The organism is Pseudomonas sp. ADAK7 (assembly GCF_012935675.1).
Classification (GTDB): Bacteria; Pseudomonadota; Gammaproteobacteria; order Pseudomonadales; family Pseudomonadaceae; genus Aquipseudomonas.
Map to the genome: position 1 here is coordinate 3,630,141 of NZ_CP052861.1, position 20,830 is coordinate 3,650,970.

The 20,830-nt window shown below is 61.9% G+C and carries 19 protein-coding genes and 1 pseudogene; 11 read left to right on the forward strand and 9 right to left on the reverse strand.

The features are described 5' to 3' along the window. Nucleotides 1-48: 48 nt before the first annotated feature. The gene (locus HKK53_RS16865) at nucleotides 49-1,002 is read left to right on the forward strand and encodes an adenosine deaminase (protein WP_054043972.1); all 954 of its coding nucleotides are present in this window, start codon (nucleotides 49-51) and stop codon (nucleotides 1,000-1,002) included. 42 nt (nucleotides 1,003-1,044) lie between these two features. Here HKK53_RS16865 and HKK53_RS16870 read toward each other — a convergent pair whose 3' ends face one another. The 3 genes from HKK53_RS16870 to HKK53_RS16880 all read right to left on the reverse strand — a co-directional run bounded on the left by HKK53_RS16870 (nucleotide 1,045) and on the right by HKK53_RS16880 (nucleotide 4,520). Continuing rightward, on the reverse strand, nucleotides 1,045-2,424 hold the full coding sequence (locus HKK53_RS16870) for an MFS transporter (RefSeq protein ID WP_169371760.1): 1,380 nt from the start codon (nucleotides 2,422-2,424) through the stop codon (nucleotides 1,045-1,047). A 127-nt stretch (nucleotides 2,425-2,551) separates the two neighbouring features. Next, nucleotides 2,552-3,286, reverse strand: coding sequence for an ArsR/SmtB family transcription factor (locus tag HKK53_RS16875; RefSeq protein ID WP_169371761.1), 735 nt, complete (start codon nucleotides 3,284-3,286; stop codon nucleotides 2,552-2,554). A 304-nt stretch (nucleotides 3,287-3,590) separates the two neighbouring features. Continuing rightward, nucleotides 3,591-4,520, reverse strand: coding sequence for a LysR family transcriptional regulator (locus HKK53_RS16880; protein ID WP_169371762.1), 930 nt, complete (start codon nucleotides 4,518-4,520; stop codon nucleotides 3,591-3,593). A 119-nt stretch (nucleotides 4,521-4,639) separates the two neighbouring features. Here HKK53_RS16880 and HKK53_RS16885 point away from each other — a divergent pair, with 119 nt between their 5' ends. The 3 genes from HKK53_RS16885 to HKK53_RS16895 all read left to right on the forward strand — a co-directional run bounded on the left by HKK53_RS16885 (nucleotide 4,640) and on the right by HKK53_RS16895 (nucleotide 6,335). Then, nucleotides 4,640-4,933, forward strand: a complete 294-nt coding sequence (locus tag HKK53_RS16885; RefSeq protein ID WP_169371763.1) for a putative quinol monooxygenase — start codon at nucleotides 4,640-4,642, stop codon at nucleotides 4,931-4,933. A gap of 30 nt (nucleotides 4,934-4,963) precedes the next feature. After that, the gene (locus tag HKK53_RS16890; RefSeq protein WP_169371764.1) at nucleotides 4,964-5,977 is read left to right on the forward strand and encodes a zinc-binding alcohol dehydrogenase family protein; all 1,014 of its coding nucleotides are present in this window, start codon (nucleotides 4,964-4,966) and stop codon (nucleotides 5,975-5,977) included. Between the two features lie 187 nt (nucleotides 5,978-6,164). Then, nucleotides 6,165-6,335, forward strand: a complete 171-nt coding sequence (locus HKK53_RS16895) for a hypothetical protein (RefSeq protein ID WP_166656054.1) — start codon at nucleotides 6,165-6,167, stop codon at nucleotides 6,333-6,335. An 8-nt stretch (nucleotides 6,336-6,343) separates the two neighbouring features. Here HKK53_RS16895 and HKK53_RS16900 read toward each other — a convergent pair whose 3' ends face one another. Next, nucleotides 6,344-7,540 carry a multidrug effflux MFS transporter gene (locus HKK53_RS16900; RefSeq protein WP_169371765.1) on the reverse strand — a complete coding sequence of 399 codons (1,197 nt, stop codon included), beginning with the start codon at nucleotides 7,538-7,540 and terminating at the stop codon, nucleotides 6,344-6,346. A 129-nt stretch (nucleotides 7,541-7,669) separates the two neighbouring features. Further along, complete coding sequence (locus HKK53_RS16905; RefSeq protein ID WP_169371766.1) at nucleotides 7,670-7,867, reverse strand: heavy-metal-associated domain-containing protein; 198 nt, start codon at nucleotides 7,865-7,867, stop codon at nucleotides 7,670-7,672. Between the two features lie 146 nt (nucleotides 7,868-8,013). Here HKK53_RS16905 and HKK53_RS16910 point away from each other — a divergent pair, with 146 nt between their 5' ends. From HKK53_RS16910 to cueR, 3 genes are all read left to right on the forward strand, one after another. Continuing rightward, nucleotides 8,014-8,397: a hypothetical protein gene (locus tag HKK53_RS16910; protein ID WP_169371767.1), complete on the forward strand. Its 384-nt coding sequence runs from the start codon at nucleotides 8,014-8,016 to the stop codon at nucleotides 8,395-8,397. A 217-nt stretch (nucleotides 8,398-8,614) separates the two neighbouring features. After that, entirely contained in the window at nucleotides 8,615-11,005 is a 2,391-nt protein-coding gene (locus HKK53_RS16915; RefSeq protein WP_169371768.1) for a heavy metal translocating P-type ATPase, read from the forward strand. Beyond that, entirely contained in the window at nucleotides 11,002-11,415 is a 414-nt protein-coding gene (gene cueR, locus HKK53_RS16920; protein WP_169371769.1) for a Cu(I)-responsive transcriptional regulator, read from the forward strand. Before HKK53_RS16915 ends, cueR begins: the two co-directional genes overlap by 4 nt. On the opposite strand, the gene HKK53_RS16925 is transcribed toward cueR, so the two are convergent. Continuing rightward, nucleotides 11,369-12,583 (reverse strand): MFS transporter, encoded by a 1,215-nt coding sequence (locus tag HKK53_RS16925; RefSeq protein ID WP_169371770.1) that lies wholly within the window; start codon nucleotides 12,581-12,583, stop codon nucleotides 11,369-11,371. The two genes, cueR and HKK53_RS16925, sit on opposite strands and share 47 nt — an antisense overlap. Before the next feature lie 96 nt (nucleotides 12,584-12,679). Further along, a complete protein-coding gene (locus HKK53_RS16930; RefSeq protein ID WP_169371771.1) occupies nucleotides 12,680-13,573 on the reverse strand; it encodes a PA4780 family RIO1-like protein kinase in 894 nt (297 codons plus the stop codon). Nucleotides 13,574-14,019: 446 nt separating this feature from the next. Here HKK53_RS16930 and HKK53_RS33015 point away from each other — a divergent pair. Together HKK53_RS33015 and HKK53_RS33020 are read left to right on the forward strand one after the other, a co-directional pair. Further along, a pseudogene (locus tag HKK53_RS33015) lies at nucleotides 14,020-15,108 on the forward strand (cache domain-containing protein); the annotation flags it as partial. A 129-nt stretch (nucleotides 15,109-15,237) separates the two neighbouring features. Next, nucleotides 15,238-15,966, forward strand: coding sequence for a methyl-accepting chemotaxis protein (locus HKK53_RS33020; RefSeq protein ID WP_429528426.1), 729 nt, complete (start codon nucleotides 15,238-15,240; stop codon nucleotides 15,964-15,966). A 146-nt stretch (nucleotides 15,967-16,112) separates the two neighbouring features. Here the strand turns inward: HKK53_RS33020 and HKK53_RS16940 are convergent, their stop codons facing one another. After that, entirely contained in the window at nucleotides 16,113-16,904 is a 792-nt protein-coding gene (locus HKK53_RS16940) for an AraC family transcriptional regulator (protein WP_169371773.1), read from the reverse strand. A 90-nt stretch (nucleotides 16,905-16,994) separates the two neighbouring features. Next, entirely contained in the window at nucleotides 16,995-18,272 is a 1,278-nt protein-coding gene (locus tag HKK53_RS16945) for an acetyl-CoA C-acetyltransferase (protein ID WP_169371774.1), read from the reverse strand. Between the two features lie 281 nt (nucleotides 18,273-18,553). On the opposite strand from HKK53_RS16945, the gene HKK53_RS16950 reads away from it, so the two are divergent. After that, the gene (locus HKK53_RS16950) at nucleotides 18,554-19,906 is read left to right on the forward strand and encodes a 3-oxoacyl-ACP reductase (RefSeq protein ID WP_169371775.1); all 1,353 of its coding nucleotides are present in this window, start codon (nucleotides 18,554-18,556) and stop codon (nucleotides 19,904-19,906) included. Between the two features lie 2 nt (nucleotides 19,907-19,908). After that, nucleotides 19,909-20,763: a MaoC family dehydratase gene (locus HKK53_RS16955; protein WP_169371776.1), complete on the forward strand. Its 855-nt coding sequence runs from the start codon at nucleotides 19,909-19,911 to the stop codon at nucleotides 20,761-20,763. The last annotated feature ends 67 nt before the right edge of the window (nucleotides 20,764-20,830 follow it).

Consider the following 20,830-nt stretch of genomic DNA (forward strand, 5'->3'; position numbering starts at 1 on the left):
GGCGAGCATCTGTAGAATGCCGTCATTGCACCTGATGAGAATTCGAACATGTACGACTGGCTGAACGCCCTGCCCAAGGCAGAACTGCACTTGCACCTGGAAGGCTCGCTGGAGCCCGAGCTGCTGTTCGCCCTGGCTGAACGCAACAAGATCGCCCTGCCGTGGGACGACGTCGAAACCCTGCGCAAGGCCTACGCCTTCAACAACCTGCAGGAATTTCTCGACCTGTACTACAAGGGCGCCGACGTGCTGCGCACCTCCCAGGATTTCTACGACCTGACCTGGGCCTACCTGTTGCGTTGCAAGGCGCAGAACGTGATTCACACCGAACCGTTCTTCGACCCGCAGACCCACACCGACCGTGGTGTGCCGTTCGAAGTGGTACTCAACGGCATCGCTGCCGCACTGAAAGATGGCGAGCAGCAACTGGGCATCACCAGCGGTTTGATCCTGAGCTTCCTGCGCCACTTGAGCGAAGACGAAGCACAGAAAACCCTCGACCAGGCGCTGCCATTCCGTGATGCGTTTGTCGCTGTCGGTCTGGACAGTTCGGAGATGGGTCATCCGCCGAGCAAGTTCCAGCGCGTGTTTGATCGGGCCCGCCACGAAGGCTTCCTGACCGTCGCCCATGCCGGTGAAGAAGGCCCGCCGGAGTACATCTGGGAAGCCATCGACTTGCTGAAAATCCAGCGCATCGACCATGGCGTGCGCGCCATCGAAGACGAGCGCTTGATGCAGCGAATCATCGACGAGCAGATCCCGTTGACCGTGTGCCCGTTGTCGAACACCAAGCTTTGCGTGTTCGATCACATGTCCCAGCACAACATCCTCGACATGCTGGAACGTGGGGTGAAAGTGACGGTGAATTCCGATGACCCGGCGTACTTCGGCGGTTATGTCACGGAGAACTTCCATGCGCTGTACACCGATCTGGGCATGACCCAGGATCAGGCCAAGCGGTTGGCGCAGAACAGTCTGGATGCGCGGTTGGTGAAACCCTAAGTTTCCGTCGCATGATCGTTCCCACGCTCCGCGTGGGAACGATCATTGCGCTACCGCTTCGCTCAGCTCCTCCAACGTCTTGCCCCGCGTCTCCATCCCGAACACCCACACCACCGCCGCCGCAATCGCAAAACACATCGCCCCCAAGGCGAACACCCCGCCCTGCCCGGTAATCGGGAACACCAGCCCGGTCACCAACGGCCCGAGCAACGAACCGACGCGCCCGATCGCCGAGGCAAAGCCCGAGCCCGTGGCTCGCGCCGAGGTCGGGTACAACTCCGGCGTGTAGGTGTAGAGCACCGCCCACATGCCGAACAGAAAGAACTGCATCAGCAGGCCCGAGGTGATCAACAGCGCGACGTTGCCGCCAAACACCGCACTCTGGCCGTAGAGAAACGCCATCACCCCGCCGCCCAGCAACGTGACGATACACACCGGTTTGCGTCCCCAGCGTTCCACCAGCCAGGCGGCCATGAGAAAACCGGGAATGCCGCCGAGGGAAATCAGTACCGTGTAATACACCGACTGGGTCACGGCAAAACCCGACTGTTGCAGCAAGGCGCTGAGCCACGAGGTCAAGCCGTAGAAGCCGAGCAAGGCAAAGAACCAGACGCTCCAGATCATCATCGTGCGCTGGCGGTACAGCGGCGACCAGATCTGGCGCAACGCGGAAAAGAAGTTGCCCGGCGTACTTGCCACGCGCGGTAAGCGAATCGGTGCGGGCAACTCCGCACGCCCCAGCGATTTGCGAACCTGCTCTTCAATACGCAGCAACACCTTGTCCGCCGCCTCATGCTTGCCGGCCTGTTCAAGCCAGCGCGGTGATTCGGGAATGAAGAACCGAATCGCCAGGACAAACACCGCCGGCACCGCCAACACCAGGAAGATGTCGCGCCAGCCAATCACCGGCAGCAGGAAGTACGACAGCACCCCGGCGGCGACGAAACCCAGTGGCCAGAAGCCGTCCATCAACGCGATATAACGCCCGCGCCCCTTGGCCGGGATCAGCTCCGAGAGCATTGACTGCGCAATGGGAAACTCCATGCCCATGCCGATCCCCAGCAGGATGCGGAACAGCGTCAGGGTTTCCACCGTCTGCGCGGTGGAGCACAGGTAACTGGCGAGGCCCCACAACACGATGCTCCACTGGAATACCGGTTTGCGCCCGAAACGGTCGGCCAGCATGCCGGACAGCGATGCCCCCAGCACCATGCCGAAGAAGCTCGAACTGGCCAGCAACCCGGCCTGGGCGCTGCTCAGGCCGAACTCGGTTTTGATCGACCCCAACAGGAACGTCATCATCGCCAAGTCCATGGAATCGAAGAAAAACGCCAAGGCAATGATGATGAAAATGATGCGGTGATAACCGCTGATGGGCAGTCGTTCCAAGCGTTCTGCCGCGCTGAATCCTGGTATTTCCATGCCGCATTCCCCCATCCGAAAGTCCCCGGATCGAGTGTGCGCGATAGCGGCTGGGGGTAATTGCTGGATGCGACCTGCTCGCAACCCTGAACGACGCCCAACACCTCAGACGTCGGTCTCGAAGCGTCTACAACGCCATTTCCAGCTCGGACTCCTTGGCGAAACGGTGAACTTCTCGCTGCCCGGCCGCAGTGATCTGCAAGGCCCGCGACTCATTGGGCAGGGTCAACCAGCCGGACTGCATGAACAACTGCAACAACGCCGCGCCCAGCGAGCCCCCCAGGTGCGGACGGCGTTCACTCCAGTCGGGGCAGGCGCAGGCGACTTGCCCGTTACGGTGGGCCAGGGCCTGGATGAACACCCCTCTGGTGGCCAGCTGTGTGGAGCCTTTATGGGTGACGACGACGCGCTGATCGAATTGCTCGATCCAGCCCGCATCCAGCAAACGCTGGTACAGGTCCGCCGCCAGCGTGCCACCCAGATGGTCATCGCACAGCCGCGCCTGCAACAGTGAAGACGGTGCTGCCTGGCGCTTGCCCAGGAGGTTGCCGCGCTTGATCGTCTCCGGAATGTCCCGCGGCTTGCTGGCCAGGGTCGCACTGGCCAGCGCCTCTACCGCGGCGCCGATTTCGGGCGCGGCCAGGCGGAAGAACCTTTTGCGCCCGCGCTCTTCGACTTTCAACAGACCTCCGGCGGACAAACGCCCCAGGTGTGCACTGGCCGAAGACGGCGACAACCCGGCCAGCAACGCCAGCTCTTCGGTTTGCCGTGCCGAGCCATCCATCAAGGCCCACATCATTGCGCTGCGCTTGGGGTCAGCCAGCAGCGTGGCGATCTGGCTGATGCAAGGTGCATGTTCCATGTTTTCACTCCCTGTTGAATCGTTTCGTCTACTGCTCAGAGACATCTTGACCAGTAATGTGTCGTCGGCCAAGACGCGAAAACCGTCATGAACCGAGTCAGGCAAGCCACCCACACAACGCGTTCTGTCGAACAACCCGGGCCGACTCCCGGGCAAGGACGACTGCAAGGTGAACGCGTCCGGGCCGGTTCGACGGTGCAGGCATGAGGCGGCGCTAGTATAAGCGGGTTGACCGCCGGTTCCTGCCCTTGGGAGGTCGTGGGTGGTGATAGTTCCTGACAGAAATTTCGCTATTTGCCTGCGACTAATGATCAACGCCCGGTAACGCTGGAAATTGACTACTCAACTGAGCGCATCGGCTGGCAAGCATTTCCCGCAAAAGGTTCACCGGCTTACTCAATTGCGCGCGATGGGCGCACAGCAAATTCAGCGGTGCGCGCTCACACAGCAACTCCGGTAACAGCACTTTCAAGCGACCGGCCAGCACATCGGCAGCCACATCCAGCCAGGACTTGTAAGCGATCCCGGCCCCCGCCACCGCCCACAGGCGCACCACATCGGCATCATCGCTGAAGCGGTCGCCACTGACCGTCAGCCCGACTTCGCGCTTGCCATCGTGGAAACTCCAACGGTCATGCACCCGGCTGCCAAGCATGAACAGCAGGCAATTGTGCTGCGCCAATTGCTCCAGCTGGCGGGGCTCGCCGTGCCGGGCCAGGTACGCGGGCGACGCACAGAGCACGCGCCGGTTCTGCGGGGCGATGGGCAGCGCCACCAGGCTTGAGTCCTCCGGTTCGCCGTAACGCAGGGCGATGTCCACCGGTTGGCGAAACAGGTCGGCGATGCGATCGCCCAGCAGCAAACGCATGGTCAACTTCGGGTGCTCGCGCTGGAATTCATCCAGCCACGGCAGCAACAGGTTGCGACCGAAATCCGAAGGCGCCGACAGTTGCAACACGCCGCTGACCTGATCCTGACCGCTGGCCAACAGACGCCGGCCTTCGTCCAGATTGCTCAGGGCCGCCCGGGCATATTCCAGAAAGCCTTCGCCTTCGGCGGTCAGGCGCAGACTGCGGGTGGAACGGGCCAGCAATCGGGCGCCGAGTTGCTGTTCGATGCGCTTGAGTGCCGCGCTGGCTACCGCCGCCGACATGTCCATCACCCGTGCCGCCGCCGACAGACTGCCCAGGTCCGCCGCCCGGACAAACAACTGCAAGTCATCGAAACGCAGCATCTTCAGCCCCGATTATCAAAAAAATATTGAAAGAGACTGCTCTTTTAGCGGGTTTTATCTTGCCGGGAAATAGCCAATCATCTGCCCCATCGAAAACCACTCAGTGCCAGGAGTCGAACATGTCCCAGCCTTTTACCGCGATCGCCACCCTCATCGCCAAACCCGGCCAGCAAGACGCCCTCGAACAGCACCTGCGGGCGCTGCTGGAACCGACGCGTGCCGAAGCCGGTTGCGGTCAATACGATTTGCACCAGGACCTGGCCAATCCGCTGGGTTTCTACATGATCGAACAATGGAGCAGCGACGAGGCCCTGCAAGCCCATGACGCCAGCGCCCACATCCAGAACTTCCGCGCCAAGGCCGGTGACTTTCTCGAACACTTCGAGCTCAAGCGCCTGCGCACTCTCGGCTGATCCCTTCCTTTATTACTGACGGAGCCCTCCATGAAAGCCATTGCCTATTACGCCTCCTTGCCGATCAGCGACGCCAAATCCCTGCAAGACATCGAACTGCCAGAACCGGTCGCCGGCCCACGTGACCTGCTGGTGGAAGTCAAAGCCATCTCGGTCAACCCGGTGGACGCCAAGGTCCGGCAGAACGTCCAGCCTGAAGAAGGCGCGGCGAAAGTGCTGGGCTGGGACGTGGCCGGTGTGGTCAAGGCAGTGGGCAGCGACGTGACGCTGTTCAAGGCTGGCGACAAGGTGTTTTACGCGGGTTCCATCGCCCGTGCCGGCGGCAACAGCGAGTTGCATGTGGTGGATGAGCGGATCGTCGGGCACATGCCGAAAACCCTCGGCTTTGCTGAAGCGGCTGCGTTGCCGCTGACCGCGATCACCGCGTGGGAATTGTTGTTCGAACGCCTGCAAGTACGTGAAGGCAAGACCGATGAAGGCCAGAGCTTGCTGATCGTCGGAGCGGCCGGTGGCGTCGGTTCGATCCTGACTCAGCTGGCCAATCAACTCACTGGGTTGAAGGTGATCGGCACCGCTTCCCGTCCGCAAACCCAGAGCTGGGTGCGTGAGCTGGGCGCCGATCTGGTGATCGATCACAGCCAGCCGCTGAGTGAAGAACTCAAGCGTGCAGGCGTCGCGCAGGTGACCCACGTCGCCAGCCTGACCCAGACCGATGAGCATCTGGATCAACTGGTCGAGGCCCTGGCGCCTCAGGGCAAACTGGCGCTGATCGATGATCCGAAGGCGCTGGACGTGACCAAGCTCAAGCGCAAGAGCCTTTCGTTGCACTGGGAGTTCATGTACACCCGCTCGCTGTTCGAGACCGCGGACATGATTGAGCAGCACAAACTGCTCAACCGCGTCGCGGAGCTGATCGATGCCGGGACTTTGAAAACCACAGTGGGCGAGCACTTCGGCACCATCAATGCAGCCAACCTGCGTCGCGCCCATGAACTGCTGGAGAGCGGCAAGTCGAAAGGCAAAATTGTATTAGAAGGTTTCTAACCGCTTGCGTAGGAGCATGGCTTGCCCGCGATGGCGCGCTCAAGATCGCCTTCGCGGGCAAGCCTCGCTCCTACAAAAGCGATGTTGCACCGTCAGTCAGAGAGTTGACCGTTGTCACAATTGCGATCGTATTCAGGTCTACAATCGAGACCTCTGCGACGCAGTCTTTTACTTAAGGAGGTCAGCAATGAAGATCCTGATAAAAGAAGTGGCAACATCCCAGTGGCAAGTCCGTCTGGACCAACACGCCGTCACCTTCCGCAGCGAAGCCGAAGCGCGCGCCTTCACCCGAACCCTGGAAGCGCGGCTACACGCCCCTCATCAAATCCCCGACCGCCAGCAGCGTGCCGCTGGCTGAGTCCGCACTCACACTTCGGCTTGGGCCAGCGCCCGGGCATTTTGCAAACGTCGGGTGAGCATCGCCACGCTCACCACCAGAATTCCGCACAGGCTGATGACCATGGCCATCGGCATGGCGCTGCCATCGTGCAAAAACCCCACCAGCGATGCCGCCCCGGCGGCGATGCTGAATTGCAGGCACCCCAGCAGCGCCGACGCACTGCCGGCGCGGGCGCCCTGCCCGTTCATGGCGCAGGCCGAGGCGTTGGGCAGGATGCAGCCGAGGCTGGCAATACAGATAAACAATGGAATCAGCAGCGGCCATAGCTGTTCGGTGTGCATTGAGCTGACCGCCAGCAATGTCAGGCCCGCGCCCAGGTAAATCCACACTGTCCGAGCCAACAGGAACGCCGGCCCGCGCTTGGCCAACAGTCGCGCATTGACCTGCGCCACCAGGATAAAGCCCGCCGCGTTGGTGCCGAACAACCAGCCGAAATGCTCGGCCGGCACGCCGTAGAGCTTGATAAAGACAAACGGCGAACCGGAGATGTAGGCGAACATCCCGGCGACGGCGAGGCCGCCGGTCAGGGCGTGGCCGAGGTAGACCGGATCGGCCAACAAGCGACCGTACTGACGCAACGCCCCCTTCAACGGTTGACGCGGCACATAGTCCGGCAGGCTTTCCGGCAAGCCGAGGGCCACGGCCAAGGCGGCCAGGGCGCTGAACCCGGTCAGCACGAGGAAGATCGATTGCCAGCCGGTGGTGTTGACCAACAACCCGCCGAGCATCGGCGCAAGAATCGGCGCCAGGCCCATCACCAGCATCAGTTGCGAAAAGACTTTTGCCGAGCCCACCGCATCGCATTTATCGCTGACCACCGCCCGGGAGATCACCATCCCCGCGCAACCGCCCAGTGCCTGGACGAATCGCGCGCCCATCAGCCATTCCAGGTTCGGCGCAAAGGCACAGGCCAGGGACGCTGCGGTGAATAAGCCGACGCCGGTGAGCAACGGAATACGCCGGCCGAAACGATCCGCTACCGGACCGTAGAGCAACTGACCAATGGACAGGCCGAGGAAATACGCGGCGAGGGTCATTTGCACGTGTTTTTCGTCAGTGCCGAACGACTGCGCGATAGACGGGAACGCCGGCAAGTAGAAATCGATCGCCAGCGGACCGAAAGCGGTCAGGGCACCAAGAATCAGAATGGTACGGAAGTTCATCAGGCATCCAGTTGGGCGTGAGTCGGCAGCTCGACAGTCTAGCCGCGTGGGGACGCCTTGAACATTCCGATAGGTCGCTAACTATTAAAAACCCCTGAATGAATGCAAAACCAATGTGGGAGGATGGCTTCAGGCGACTTTGGCGTCGTAGCCTTCTTCGGTGATGGCAGCGATCACTTGCTCCGCCGTCAAACCGCTTTCGACGCCGACTTCTTTTGTCGCCAGATCCACCCGCACACTGGCCGCAGGGTCCTTGGCTTGCACGGCTTGGGTGATGGCCTTGACGCAGTGACCGCAGGACATGCCTTGAACGTTGAACACTTGCATGGCGTAACTCCTTGAGTGAGGTTGCGGGCATTCTTGAGCTTGCCACCATGGCAAGGTCAAGTTCTGAAACAAACTGCCGGGCTGGCATTCGGCGTCGCGCTCGGCCAAGCTGCGTCATCAATGACCCGACCTCAGGAGATTCAGCCATGCGATGGTCAGCTCTCAGCCTGTTTGGCTTCCTCAGCCTTTTTGCCGCCCTGCCCTCGGCCAATGCCGCCGGGGAGGACTATGGCGTACTGATCATTTCCCGCGAGCGCCTGGAAGTCGCGACCTCCTGTGAGATCGGCGTGTACATCCAGGATCAACTGTCGGCGCGGCTGTTCCAGGAACAGAGCACCTCGTTCAACCTGCCGCCGGGCAATGTTTCGCTGCGCCTGAAACTGCTGCCGGGCCAGGCGCCGGGCTGCAACCCGGGAATGCTCGCGCCGGGCTCGCAGAACATTACGCTCAAGGCCGGGGACGTGTTGAAGTACCGGATTGCGATGACACAGGAAGGGATGTACCTCAAGCCCGCCGCTCTCGAATATTGATCCCCACCTGATCGTTCCCACGCTCTGCGTGGGAATGCAGCCCGGGACGCTCTGCGTCCCAAAAGCCGAACGCGGAGCGTCCGTTGAGGCATTCCCACGCGGAACGTGGGAACGATCATGCGATCATGCGGCGATCCTTTGATCTGAGACATGGCGCTTGACCTTGCCCGCATGGCAAGGTTGATCCTGTAGGCACTTTCTACAGGGAGCGTGACCGATGTCCGAATCCACCACTTTCGATCTGCCGATTGCCGGCATGACCTGCGCCAGTTGCGCCGGGCGTGTCGAGCGTGCCTTGAGCAAAGTCATCGGCGCCACTGCCGTCAGCGTCAACCTCGCCACCGAGCAGGCGCGCATCCAGGCCCCCAGCGACAGCTTGCCGGCGTTGATGGACGCAGTGCAGCAAGCCGGTTACAGCGTGCCGCAGCAAAGTCTGGAATTGAGCATCGACGGCATGACCTGCGCTTCCTGCGTCGGCCGGGTCGAACGCGCCTTGACCAAGGTGCCGGGGGTGAAGAGCGTCAGCGTCAACCTGGCCAACGAACGCGCCCACCTCGAATTGCTCGGCCAGATCGCCCCACAAATCCTGATCGCCGCCGTGACCAAGGCCGGCTACAACGCCAGTGTCTGGGAAGTCGAACACCCCACCGATAATCAACAAACCCGCCTGCAACGTGAACGCTGGATCCTGCTCGCCGCCATCGCCCTCGCTTTGCCGCTGGTGTTGCCGATGCTGCTGCAACCGTTCGGCGTGCACTGGATGCTGCCGGCCTGGGCGCAATTTGCCCTGGCCACACCGGTGCAATTTATCTTCGGTGCACGCTTCTACGTCGCTGCCTGGAAAGCCGTGCGCGCCGGTGCCGGCAACATGGATTTGCTCGTCGCCCTGGGCACCAGCGCCGGTTATGGCTTGAGTTTGTACGAATGGGCGACTGCCGCCGGGCGCATGCCGCATCTGTATTTCGAAGCCTCGGCAGTGGTCATCGCGCTGGTGCTGCTGGGCAAATACCTGGAAAGCCGCGCCAAACGCCAGACCGCCAGCGCCATTCGCGCACTGGAAGCGCTGCGTCCGGAACGGGCGATTCAGGTGATCGACGGCCGTGAACTAGACGTCGCCATCAGCGCCTTGCGCCTGAATGATCTGGTGATGGTCAAGCCTGGCGAACGTTTCCCGGTGGACGGCGAAGTGGTGGAAGGCCAGAGCCATGCCGACGAAGCGCTGATCAGCGGCGAAAGCCTGCCGGTGCCGAAACAACCCGGCGACAAAGTCACCGGCGGCGCAATCAATGGCGAAGGCCGCTTGCTGGTACGCACCTTGGCCCTCGGCGCCGAAACCGTATTGGCGCGCATCATTCGTCTAGTCGAAGACGCCCAAGCCGCGAAGGCACCGATCCAGAAACTGGTGGATAAAGTCAGCCAGGTGTTCGTGCCGACAGTGTTGGTGCTGGCCCTGGCGACCTTGATCGGTTGGTGGCTGTACGGCGCGCCGATTGAAACCGCGCTGATCAATGCTGTCGCGGTGCTGGTGATCGCTTGTCCTTGCGCTTTGGGGCTGGCAACACCGACAGCGATCATGGCCGGCACCGGCGTGGCGGCGCGCTACGGGATTCTGATCAAGGACGCCGAAGCACTGGAACGCGCCCATGAAGTCAGCGCCGTGGTCTTCGATAAGACCGGCACCCTGACCTCCGGTGCGCCGCGTATCGCGCATTTGAGTGCACTGGACGGTGACGAAGCCGCCCTGCTGCAAATGGCCGGTGCGCTGCAACGGGGCAGCGAACACCCATTGGCCAAGGCTGTTCTGGATGTCTGCGCCGAACGCGGGCTGGACGTGGCCGACGTCACCGACAGCCAATCGCTGACCGGGCGCGGCATCGCCGGCACACTCGACGGTCGTCGCTTGGCGTTGGGCAATCGTCGTCTGTTGGAAGAAAGCGCGTTGAGCGCAGGTTCCTTGGCCGACTCCGCAACAGCCTGGGAAACCGAAGGCCGGACCTTGTCGTGGTTGATCGAGCAAAGCCCCGAGCCCCGCGTCCTTGGCCTCTTCGCTTTCGGCGACACCCTCAAACCCGGCGCCCTGCAAGCAGTGCAGCAGCTCAACGCGCGAAACATCAGCAGCCATCTGCTGACCGGCGATAACCGTGGCAGCGCCAAAGTCGTCGCCGAAGCGCTGGGCATCAGCGATGTGCACGCCGAAGTCCTCCCAGCGGACAAAGCCGCCACCGTCGCCGAGCTGAAGAAAACCGGCGTGGTGGCGATGGTCGGCGATGGCATCAACGACGCCCCGGCCCTGGCTGCGGCGGATATCGGCATCGCCATGGGCGGTGGCACCGATGTGGCGATGCACGCTGCCGGGATCACCCTGATGCGCGGCGATCCACGATTGGTGCCAGCGGCGCTGGAGATCAGCCGCAAGACCTACGCGAAGATCCGCCAGAACCTGTTCTGGGCCTTCGTCTATAACCTGATCGGCATTCCGCTGGCGGCGTTCGGCTTCCTCAACCCGGTGCTGGCGGGCGCGGCGATGGCGCTGTCGAGCGTCAGCGTGGTGAGCAATGCGCTACTGTTGAAAACCTGGAAACCCAAGGATCTGGAGGACAACCGATGAACATCGGCCAAGCGGCCCGCCACAGTGGCCTGAGTGCGAAGATGATCCGTTATTACGAGTCCATCGGCTTGCTCAAGGCCGCCCATCGCACCGACAGCGGCTACCGGGTCTATGGTGATGACGACCTGCACACGCTGGCGTTCATCAAGCGCTCCCGTGACTTGGGGTTTTCGCTGGAAGAGGTCGGCAAGTTGCTGACCTTATGGCAGGACCGCCAGCGGGCCAGCGCCGACGTGAAGGCCCTGGCCCGTCAGCACATCGACGAGTTGAACCAGAAGATCCGCGAACTCGGCCAGTTGCGCGACACCTTGCAGGACCTGGTCGAGCACTGCCAGGGCGACCATCGCCCCGACTGCCCGATTCTCAAGGAGCTGGCGTCGGGTTGCTGCGCTGCACCTTCCCGCGCCTGAAGGACAAACCCTTTACCACCAGCAACGTGGTGAGGGGAATGCCATGGAACAACAGCACCACCGCGCCGGGCGTCCACCAGGCATAGAACGGCGCGGCGATCAGCATGCCGATGCCGAAACCGGTCATTTGCAGCAACGTCAGGAAACTGAAGATCGGCAGGCGCAGGTGATCCGGCTCCCGTTGCAGGCGCGACATCAGGCCGACTTCGGAAAATCCATCGCCCAACCCGGCCGGCAAAGAGAACAGCAGCAGACCGTACAGCGTCTGCTGCTGGAACATCAGGATGAAGCCGCAGGACATCAACAGCACGCCATAGAAAAAACGTCGTTCCAGGTTGATGTTGTCCGAGCCTTTGAGCCGACTGGCAATCCGCGCGCCGATCAGTTTGCCGCTGGCCCACACCGCCAGCATCAGGCCGAGCGTGGTGCTGGCGGATTCTGGCGTCAGCAGCCGCGAGATGATCGGGAAACCGACGTTGTGCGCCGCGCTGCCCAACGTATCTGCCATGGCCACCGCGAGCATCGCCGCCAACACCGGGGCGCTGCGCAAACCTTGCAGCAAGGCTGACCATTCTCCGCGCTCGCTTTTTGATTCAGTGCTCGTTGCTACCGTGTGAAAACGCAACGGCACAATCAACAACGCCGCCAGCAGGTAAGTGACCACGTTCAGCGCGAACACCGCTTCAAAGCCAAACGCCGCGACCACCAGCCCCGCCACCAGACTGCCAGCGACCATGGCAATGGATGCTGCCGACGTGATCCAGGCGTTGGTCTTGAGCAAGTGTTCGCGGTCGATCAGGTTCGGCAACTGGCTGTTGAGGCCGATGGCGAACATCGAATTACCGAAGCCCAGGCCGAAGGCAATCACCGGCAGCAGCAACGCTTGCTGGGCCACCGGCAGAATCAGCAGCAAACCGAGCACCCCGGCGCGCAATAAATCGAAGGCAATCAGCGGCAGGCGCCCGGCCACGCGACGGTAGAACGGAGTGCCAATCAGACTGGCAAAAATCCCCCCGGACACGCGGCTGGCAAGGAAGATCGCCACGCTCATCGCGCTGTTGCTGAGGACATAAACGTAAGTGACCAGGGCGACCATGTTGAGGAACGCGCCGAAATCGGAGATCAGGCGGGCAGTGATGATCAGGTGGGCATTGCGGGTGGAGTTCACATTCAATCCTTGAGTGTGAGAGGTGTTTTAGATCCCTACGGGGTGTTGCGTGTCTTGCAAAAAAACCCGGCCTAAACCGGGTTTTTCGTCAACCGATCACTGCATCCACGGTGGAGGCGGTTCTTCGGTTTTGCTCGGTGGCGCATCATCGGCTGCGCGCACCGCTTGCTTGCGCTCTTCATCCAGGCGTGCCGCCTCGATTTCGCGGATGACGCCGCCCACATCGGCCAGCTCTTCCGGTTCATCGAACTCGCCGGTGAGGATGCTCGCCGGGTGCAAGGTGCCGGCTTCGTACAGGGCCCACATTTCCTTGGCGTACTTGGTCTTTTTCAACTCCGGCGCAAACCGCCCGAAGTAAGACGCCATGTTGCCCACGTCGCGCTCCAGCATCGTGAACGCGTGGTTGTTGCCCGCTGCGTCGACCGCTTGCGGCAAGTCGATGATCACCGGGCCGCTCGGGGTCAACAGCACGTTGAACTCCGAAAGGTCACCGTGCACCAGACCGGTACACAACATCAGCACGATCTGGGAGATCAGGAACGTGTGGTATTCACGGGCCTGGTCCGGCTCCAGCACCACGTCGTTCAGACGCGGCGCGGCATCGCCGTATTCATCGGCCACCAGCTCCATCAGCAGTACGCCTTCAAGGAAGTCGTACGGCTTGGGCACCCGCACCCCGGCACCGGCCAGACGAAACAGGGCCGCCACTTCGGCGTTCTGCCAGGCGTCCTCGGTTTCTTTCTTGCCGAACTTGGAGCCCTTGGCCATCGCCCGAGCCTGTCGGCTGTTGCGGACCTTGCGGCCTTCCTGATACTCGGCCGCCTGGCGGAAACTGCGTTTATTCGCCTCCTTGTAGACCTTCGCGCAACGTAGCTCGTTACCGCAGCGCACCACATAAACAGCTGCTTCTTTACCACTCATGAGTGGGCGCAGCACCTCGTCGACCAGACCGTCCTCGATCAGGGGTTCAATGCGTTTTGGAGTCTTCATCAGCTTTTATTGTGGGTCCTTTATTACCAAACACGCGAAAGTCATTCGTTATACGGCAATCCTCGCAACTCGGGGAGGGGTTGCCGACCTATGAACATTGCAGATGCACACAATGTGCCGAATTTATCCGAAAAATCACGCCCCTATCAGCGACCGCTGAAGATCATAGCCGACCCGCCGGCACGTGTTGGTGCAGGGATGCGAGGGCATTTACGACAGAAGCTGACATCTGCATTCCTCCTATTTGTCGGATTTTTCTCAACGGGCCTCAATTTCCCCTTTTTTCGGCCGAAGTCCTCAGAGAGAAAAGGATTTGTCCGACAATCGTCCCGACTAAAAAGACGATGCCGCCCTCAAGGAACCGAGCCCTTCTACACCGTTTTCGGCTGCCAATAATCCGCGAGTCATCTGCACTGCGTGGGCCAACAAGAAAATCTGGAGCGCGGATGAACATCAAACAGAAGTTGACCTGGGCGTTTGCAATCATCGCCTGCTTACCCGTGGTGCTGGTCGCCACCCTGGTCGTGCTGAACTTGCGCAGCGATGCCAAGGACGATTTCGTCGACAGCAGCGGCCGCGAGATCCGTCAGGTCAGCAATGCCATGCAGCTGTTCTTTGACGGTATCAGCCAGAACGTCGACTACCTGGCGTCGCAACCGCTGATCAAGAACACCGACGACAGCCTCAAGACCTACATGGCGGCCAACGCCGAGAGCATCCCCCAGGGCGAGATGGACAAAAAGGTCTTCGCCTTCCTCCAGGACCTGGGCAACAGCCACCCGTCCTACGCCTACGCGATCGTCGGCACCGCGGCCGGCGGTTATGTGTCCTGGCCCGACGACGCAAAACTGAGCAATTACGATCCGCGCCAGCGCCCCTGGTACAAGGCGGCCCAGGCCAAACCGGGTAAACCGTTTCGCACGGAGGCCTATTACTGGGCCCAGGACGATGCGACCTACGTCAGCACCGTGCGCACCATCGACAACAAGTTGGGCAGCAACGGCGGCGTGGTCAGCATCGACGTGACGCTCAAGCAGCTCACCGAAATCGTCAAACAGATCAAGCTCGGCGAAACCGGCTACCTGATGCTGCTGGAAAACAGCGGCACCGTGCTGGTTGATCCGAAGCAGCCTGAGCACAACTTCAAGGCCCTGAGCAGCCTCGGCGAAGGCTATGCGCAACTGGCCAAGGCCGGCAAAGGCCTGGTGGAAGTGGAGCTGAATGGCGAGCGCTACATGGCCAATGTCTGGCCGTCGGAGCAACTGGGCTGGACCTTTATCGGCCTGATCAAGCAAACCGACGTGATGAGCTCGGCCACCCAACTGACTTGGCTGATCGCAATCATCGCCGCCGTGTTGGCGGTGTTTTTCGCCATCGTCGGCGCCAGCTTTGCCAGTGTCATCGTGCGGCCGATCCGCAGCGTGGCCAGCGGTCTGGAAGGCATCGCCCAAGGTGAAGGCGACCTGACCAAGAACCTTGAAATCCGTGGCAGCGACGAAACCGCGCAACTGGCCAACTGGTTCAACCAGTTCCTGTCGGCGATTCGCAACCTGATTCAAAGCATCGGCGGCGCCGCCAATCGAATTCTCGCCACCTCCCAGAGCTCGACCCGGGTCTCCAGCGACATGGCCGAAGCCGCCGGGCGCCAGCGTGAAGCGGTGGACATGGTGTCCACGGCGTTCCACGAAATGGTCGCCACCGCCAACGAAGTCGCCCGCTCATGCAGCCAGGCCGCCGAGTCGGCCGACAGCGGCCAGCGCCAGGCCCGCGAAGGTCAGCAGCAGATCGATGCCGCGGTCACCAGCGTCGATCGCTTGAGCCAGGAAATTGAATCGTCGGCGCAGTCGATGCAGCAACTGGAACGCGACAGCAATGACATTCAGTCGATTCTGGGGACGATTCGCTCGATTGCCGAACAGACCAACCTGCTGGCGCTGAACGCGGCGATTGAAGCGGCACGGGCCGGCGAACAAGGGCGTGGCTTTGCGGTGGTGGCGGATGAAGTCCGGGCACTGGCGAAACGGACTGCTGACTCCACAGCGGAAATCGACGGTTTGCTCGGCAACCTCGCCAAACGTACCAGCCAGGTCACGCAGCAGATGCATGCGAGCCTGGAAGTGTCGCAGCAATCGGTCACGCGCATTGGCGAAGCGCGCAGCAGCTTCGGGCTGATTCGTGAGTCGGTGGATGTGATTCGCGATATGAACACGCAGATCGCGACGGCAGCCGAAGAACAGCATCAGGTGGCGGAAGACATCAATCGGCATATCAGCCAGATTCATGGTGATGCGCAGTTGGTGGCGGAGTTGGCGAACTCGGCGCGCCTGGATTCCCAGAGCCTGGCCGGGTTGTCGAATGAGCTGGATGGGTTGGTTCGGCGGTTCAGGACCTGATCCGCACCGATACCTGTGGCGAGGGAGCTTGCTCCCGCTCGGCTGCGAAGCAGTCGCAAACCGGAAAACGCGAAATACCTGATACACCGCGTTGACCGAATTGGGACCGCTTCGCGCTCCAGCGGGAGCAAGCTCCCTCGCCACAATTACTGCCGAAACAATTCCCCCGGGGTAAACCCGAACAACCCCTTGAACGCCGCGATAAACGCCGACGTCGAGTCATACCCACAGGCCAGCGCGGCATTGGTCACGCTGTCGCCCTCCTCCAGCAAACTCAGCGACGACAACAGCCGCGCGCGCTGGCGCCAGCCGCGAAAGCTCAAGCCGGTTTCACGCTGAAACAAGCGCATCAGGGTTTTCTCCGACGTGCCCAAGCGTCCCGCCCACACCTGCAACGTCACGTTTAGCTCAGGGTTCTCGATCAGCTCGTTGCATAACCCGAGCAAGCGTTCATGCCGGGGCAATGGCAGCGAGAACGCCACTTCTGGCAGATTCGCCAACTGATCCAGCAACACATTCACCAGCCGCGCTTCCTGGCTGTCGCCCTGTGGATACTCCACCGGCAACAGGCAGAAACTCTTGATCAGCTCTCGAGCCAGCGGCGTCACTTCCAGCACCCGACATCGCTCGTCCGCCCATGCGCAATCCTCGCGGCGCACATACAGGCTGCGCATCTCGGCGCGCATCGAGGTCACCACCTGGTGTTCGAGATCGGCGGGAATCCAGATGCCCCACTGCGGCGGCGCGAAGAAACTGCCCTCGGCGGTGTGCACGCCGAGCACGCCACTGATGGCGTAGGAGAACTGCACCCAGTCGTGGCGATGAGGTGGCGTCCATGAGCCGGCGTTGAGGCTTTCGGCGCGGGCGAACAGAGGGCGCGGTAATGCCGTCAGGGCGGGGATCGAGCGTTCGAGAGAAAGTTGTCCGTTGGACGTCATTACTGGGCCTTGTGTCGCAGGACGGCAGATAGGGCCGACGTTAGGCCAACTCTCCCTTCCTGACAAACACATTTCCCTGTGGCAGTGGGCTCAGCGCTCGATGATCGCCGTGACACCCTGCCCACCCGCCGCACAAATCGAGATCAACCCGCGCCCCTTGCCCGCCGCGTCCAGCAGCTTCGCCAGGTTGGCGACGATGCGCCCGCCGGTGGCCGCAAACGGGTGCCCGGCCGCCAGTGAACTGCCCTTGACGTTAAGCCGGCTGCGGTCGATGGAGCCCAGCGGTGCGTCGAGGCCGAGACGGGTTTTGCAGTATTCGGGATCTTCCCAGGCTTTCAGCGTGCACAGCACTTGCGCGGCGAAGGCTTCGTGGATTTCGTAGTAATCGAAGTCCTGCAAGGTCAGGCCATTGCGCGCCAGCAAGCGCGGCACGGCATACACCGGCGCCATCAGCAGCCCTTCGGCGCCGTTGACGAAATCCACCGCCGCCGCTTCGCCATCGCGCAAATAGGCGAGGATCGGCAAGCCGCGCTCTTTCGCCCATTCTTCGCTGCCCAACAACACCAGTGAAGCGCCATCGGTAAGCGGCGTGGAGTTGCCCGCGGTCATCGTGCCTTTGGCGCTTTTCTCGAACGCGGGTTTGAGCGAGGCAAGTTTTTCCAGGGTCAGGTCCGGGCGCAGGTTGTTGTCGCGGGTCAGACCGAGAAACGGCGTCATCAGGTCGTTGTGCCAGCCTTCGCTGTAGGACGCGGCGAGTTTCTGATGACTCTCGAGGGCCAGTTGGTCCTGCTCGGCGCGGGGGATGTTCCAGGTCTGGGCCATCAACTCGCAGTGTTCGCCCATGGACAGGCCGGTACGTGGTTCGCCGTTGCGCGGGAACTCCGGGATCAGGTGGCCTGGGCGCAGTTGCAGGAAGGTTTTCAGTTTGTCGCCGGTAGTCTTGGCGCGATTGGCTTGCAGGAGGATTTTGCGTAGACCTTCATTGATGCCGATCGGCGCGTCGGAGGTAGTGTCGACACCGCCAGCAATGCCGCACTCGATCTGGCCGAGGGCGATTTTGTTGGCCACCAACAGCGCCGCTTCCAGACCGGTGCCGCAGGCCTGCTGGATGTCGTAGGCCGGGGTGGTCGGTGACAATCGCGAGCCGAGTACGCATTCGCGGGTCAGGTTGAAATCCCGGGAATGCTTGAGCACCGCCCCTGCCGCCACTTCGCCCATGCGCAGGCCGTGCAGGTTGAAGCGTTCGATCAAGCCTTCGAGCGCTGCGGTGAGCATCGCCTGGTTACTGGCGGTGGCGTACGGCCCATTGGAACGGGCGAAAGGAATACGGTTACCGCCGATAATCGCGACGCGGCGCAGCTGAGTCATGAAAAGCTCCTTGTAAAAATTTAGATGTGAACGCAATCCCCTCTGTGGCGAGGGAGCTTGCTCCCGCTGGACTGCGCAGCAGTCCCCTTCTTTTCAGGTAACGAGGGGGCCGCTGCGCGCCCCGGCGGGAGCAAGCTCCCTCGCCACAGGTTCTGCATTTCCCCGAAAGTCCTGCTACACATCAATCACCTGTGTTCTAGCGTAGGCCTTATCTCATAGATCGAACGACTGATCGCCATTCATGGTCCACACTTTGAACCCCAGCTGCCGGAGAGCGTTCCATGTCAGACCGTTATATCGACTTCGCCAATTCGTCCATCGGCCATCGTCTGGTCGGGGCCATGGGCCTGCCGTCGCCGGTGCGTCTGGAACGCTGGCAGGCCGGGCGCCTGCGGCCGGTCGAGGGCGCATTGCTCATCGGTGGCGGACCGCTGACCGAGAATGTCAGCGCCTTCGCCAACCGCCTGACCGATGCGATCTACAGCTACGGCACCGAGCCGTCCCTGGCCACCGCGTGGATTCCCGGCCACGGCCCGAAACTCAAAGCCGTGGTGTTCGATGCCAGTCATTTGCTGCAAACCGATCAGCTCAAACAGCTGCGCGAGTTCTTTCAGCCGTTGATGAAAAATCTCGACCACAGCGCGCACCTGGTGATTCTGGGTCGGGCGCCGGAGTCCTTGAGCGACCCGATCGCCTCCAGCGTCCAGCGGGCCCTGGAAGGGTTCAGTCGCTCCCTGGCCAAAGAACTGCGCAGCGGCGGCACCTTGCAACTGATCTACGTCGGCGAAGGCGCTGAGAATCAACTGGAGGGGCCACTGCGGTTTTTCCTCTCGCCGAAAAGCGCGTTTGTCTCCGGCCAAGTGATTCGCTTGAACGCCTGCGACACGCCGGTCGAAGACTGGACGCGGCCACTGTCCGGGCGCAAGGCGCTGGTGACGGGCGCGGCTCGCGGCATCGGCGCCTCGATTGCCGAAACCCTGGCCCGGGACGGCGCCGAGGTGATCCTGCTCGACGTGCCACCAGCCAAGGCGGATCTCGAAGCCCTCGCCGCGCGCCTCGGCGGGCGCAGCATTACCTTGGATATTTGCGCCGACGATGCCGCCGCGCAATTGATCGAACAGTTGCCCGATGGCGTCGACATCGTCGTCCACAACGCCGGCATTACTCGCGATAAAACCCTGGCCAACATGACCCCGGAATTCTGGGACGCGGTGCTGGCGGTCAACCTCAATGCGCCGCAAGTGCTGACCAAGGCCCTGCTCGACGCCGGCACCCTGCGCGACAACGGCCGAGTGATTCTGCTGGCCTCGATCAGCGGCATCGCCGGCAATCGCGGGCAAACCAATTACGCCGCGAGCAAAGCCGGGCTGATCGGCCTGGCCCAGGCCTGGGCGCCGCTGTTGCACGAGCGCGGCATCAGCATCAACGCCGTGGCGCCGGGGTTTATCGAAACCCAGATGACCGCGCACATTCCGTTCGCCCTGCGTGAAGCCGGGCGGCGCATGAGTTCGCTGGGCCAGGGCGGTTTGCCGCAAGACGTCGCCGAAGCGGTGGCGTGGCTGGCGCAACCGGGCACCGGCGCGTTTACCGGGCAAGCGTTGCGGGTGTGTGGGCAAAGTGTTTTGGGAGCGTAGCGATGATCATCGACTGGCACACCCTCAACCGTGAACCGAGCCTGCCCGGGTTGTATGTGCGGGCGGCCACGCGGCGAAAAATCACCGGCACCACCCTGCCCGATACGGGTTTGCGCTGCTGGCTGGACGTCGATCCAAAACGCCTGGCGGCGTATCGCGAGGTCTGTGGTTTTACTGACAACGGCTTGCTGCCACCAACCTATCCGCACATCCTCGCGTTTGCCTTGCAGATGCAATTGCTCACGGCGAAGGAATTTCCGTTTCCGTTGCTGGGGCTGATTCACTTGAGCAATCGCATTCGGGTGTTGCGGCCCATGGGCGGTGTGCATCGCGCGCGGGTCAGCGTGCAAGTGCAGAACCTGCAACCCCATGCCAAAGGCGCGACGTTCGATCTGGTGACGACGCTGGACGATCAACTGGGCACGTTGTGGGAGGCTGAAAGCCAGATGCTGTGTCGCGGGGTCAAGCTCGATGGCGAGCCGGTGGAGGACGAGTTGGCGACGACCCTGGCGCTGACGGAAGTGGCGCACTGGAAAGCGCCGGCGGACATTGGCCGGCAATATGCCAAGGTGTCCGGGGACTACAACCCGATTCACTTGAGTGCGGCCAGCGCCAAGCTGTTCGGTTTTCCTACGGCGATTGCCCACGGCTTGTGGAACAAGGCGCGGACGCTGGCAGCGCTGGCGGATCATCTACCGACGGCGAACATCGAGATTGCGGTGCAGTTTCGCAAACCGGTGCGCTTGCCCAGCGAGGTGACGTTGCTGGCCAGCGCGGCGGCGTCCAGTGGTGATTTGCAGTTGGTTGGTGCCGGGGAGCTCGAGCATATGGTCGGGCATTGGCGGCCGGTGGCCTGAACCTGATGATCGTTCCCACGCGCTGCGTGGGAATGCAGCCCGGGACGCTCCGCGTCCCTTCAGAGCC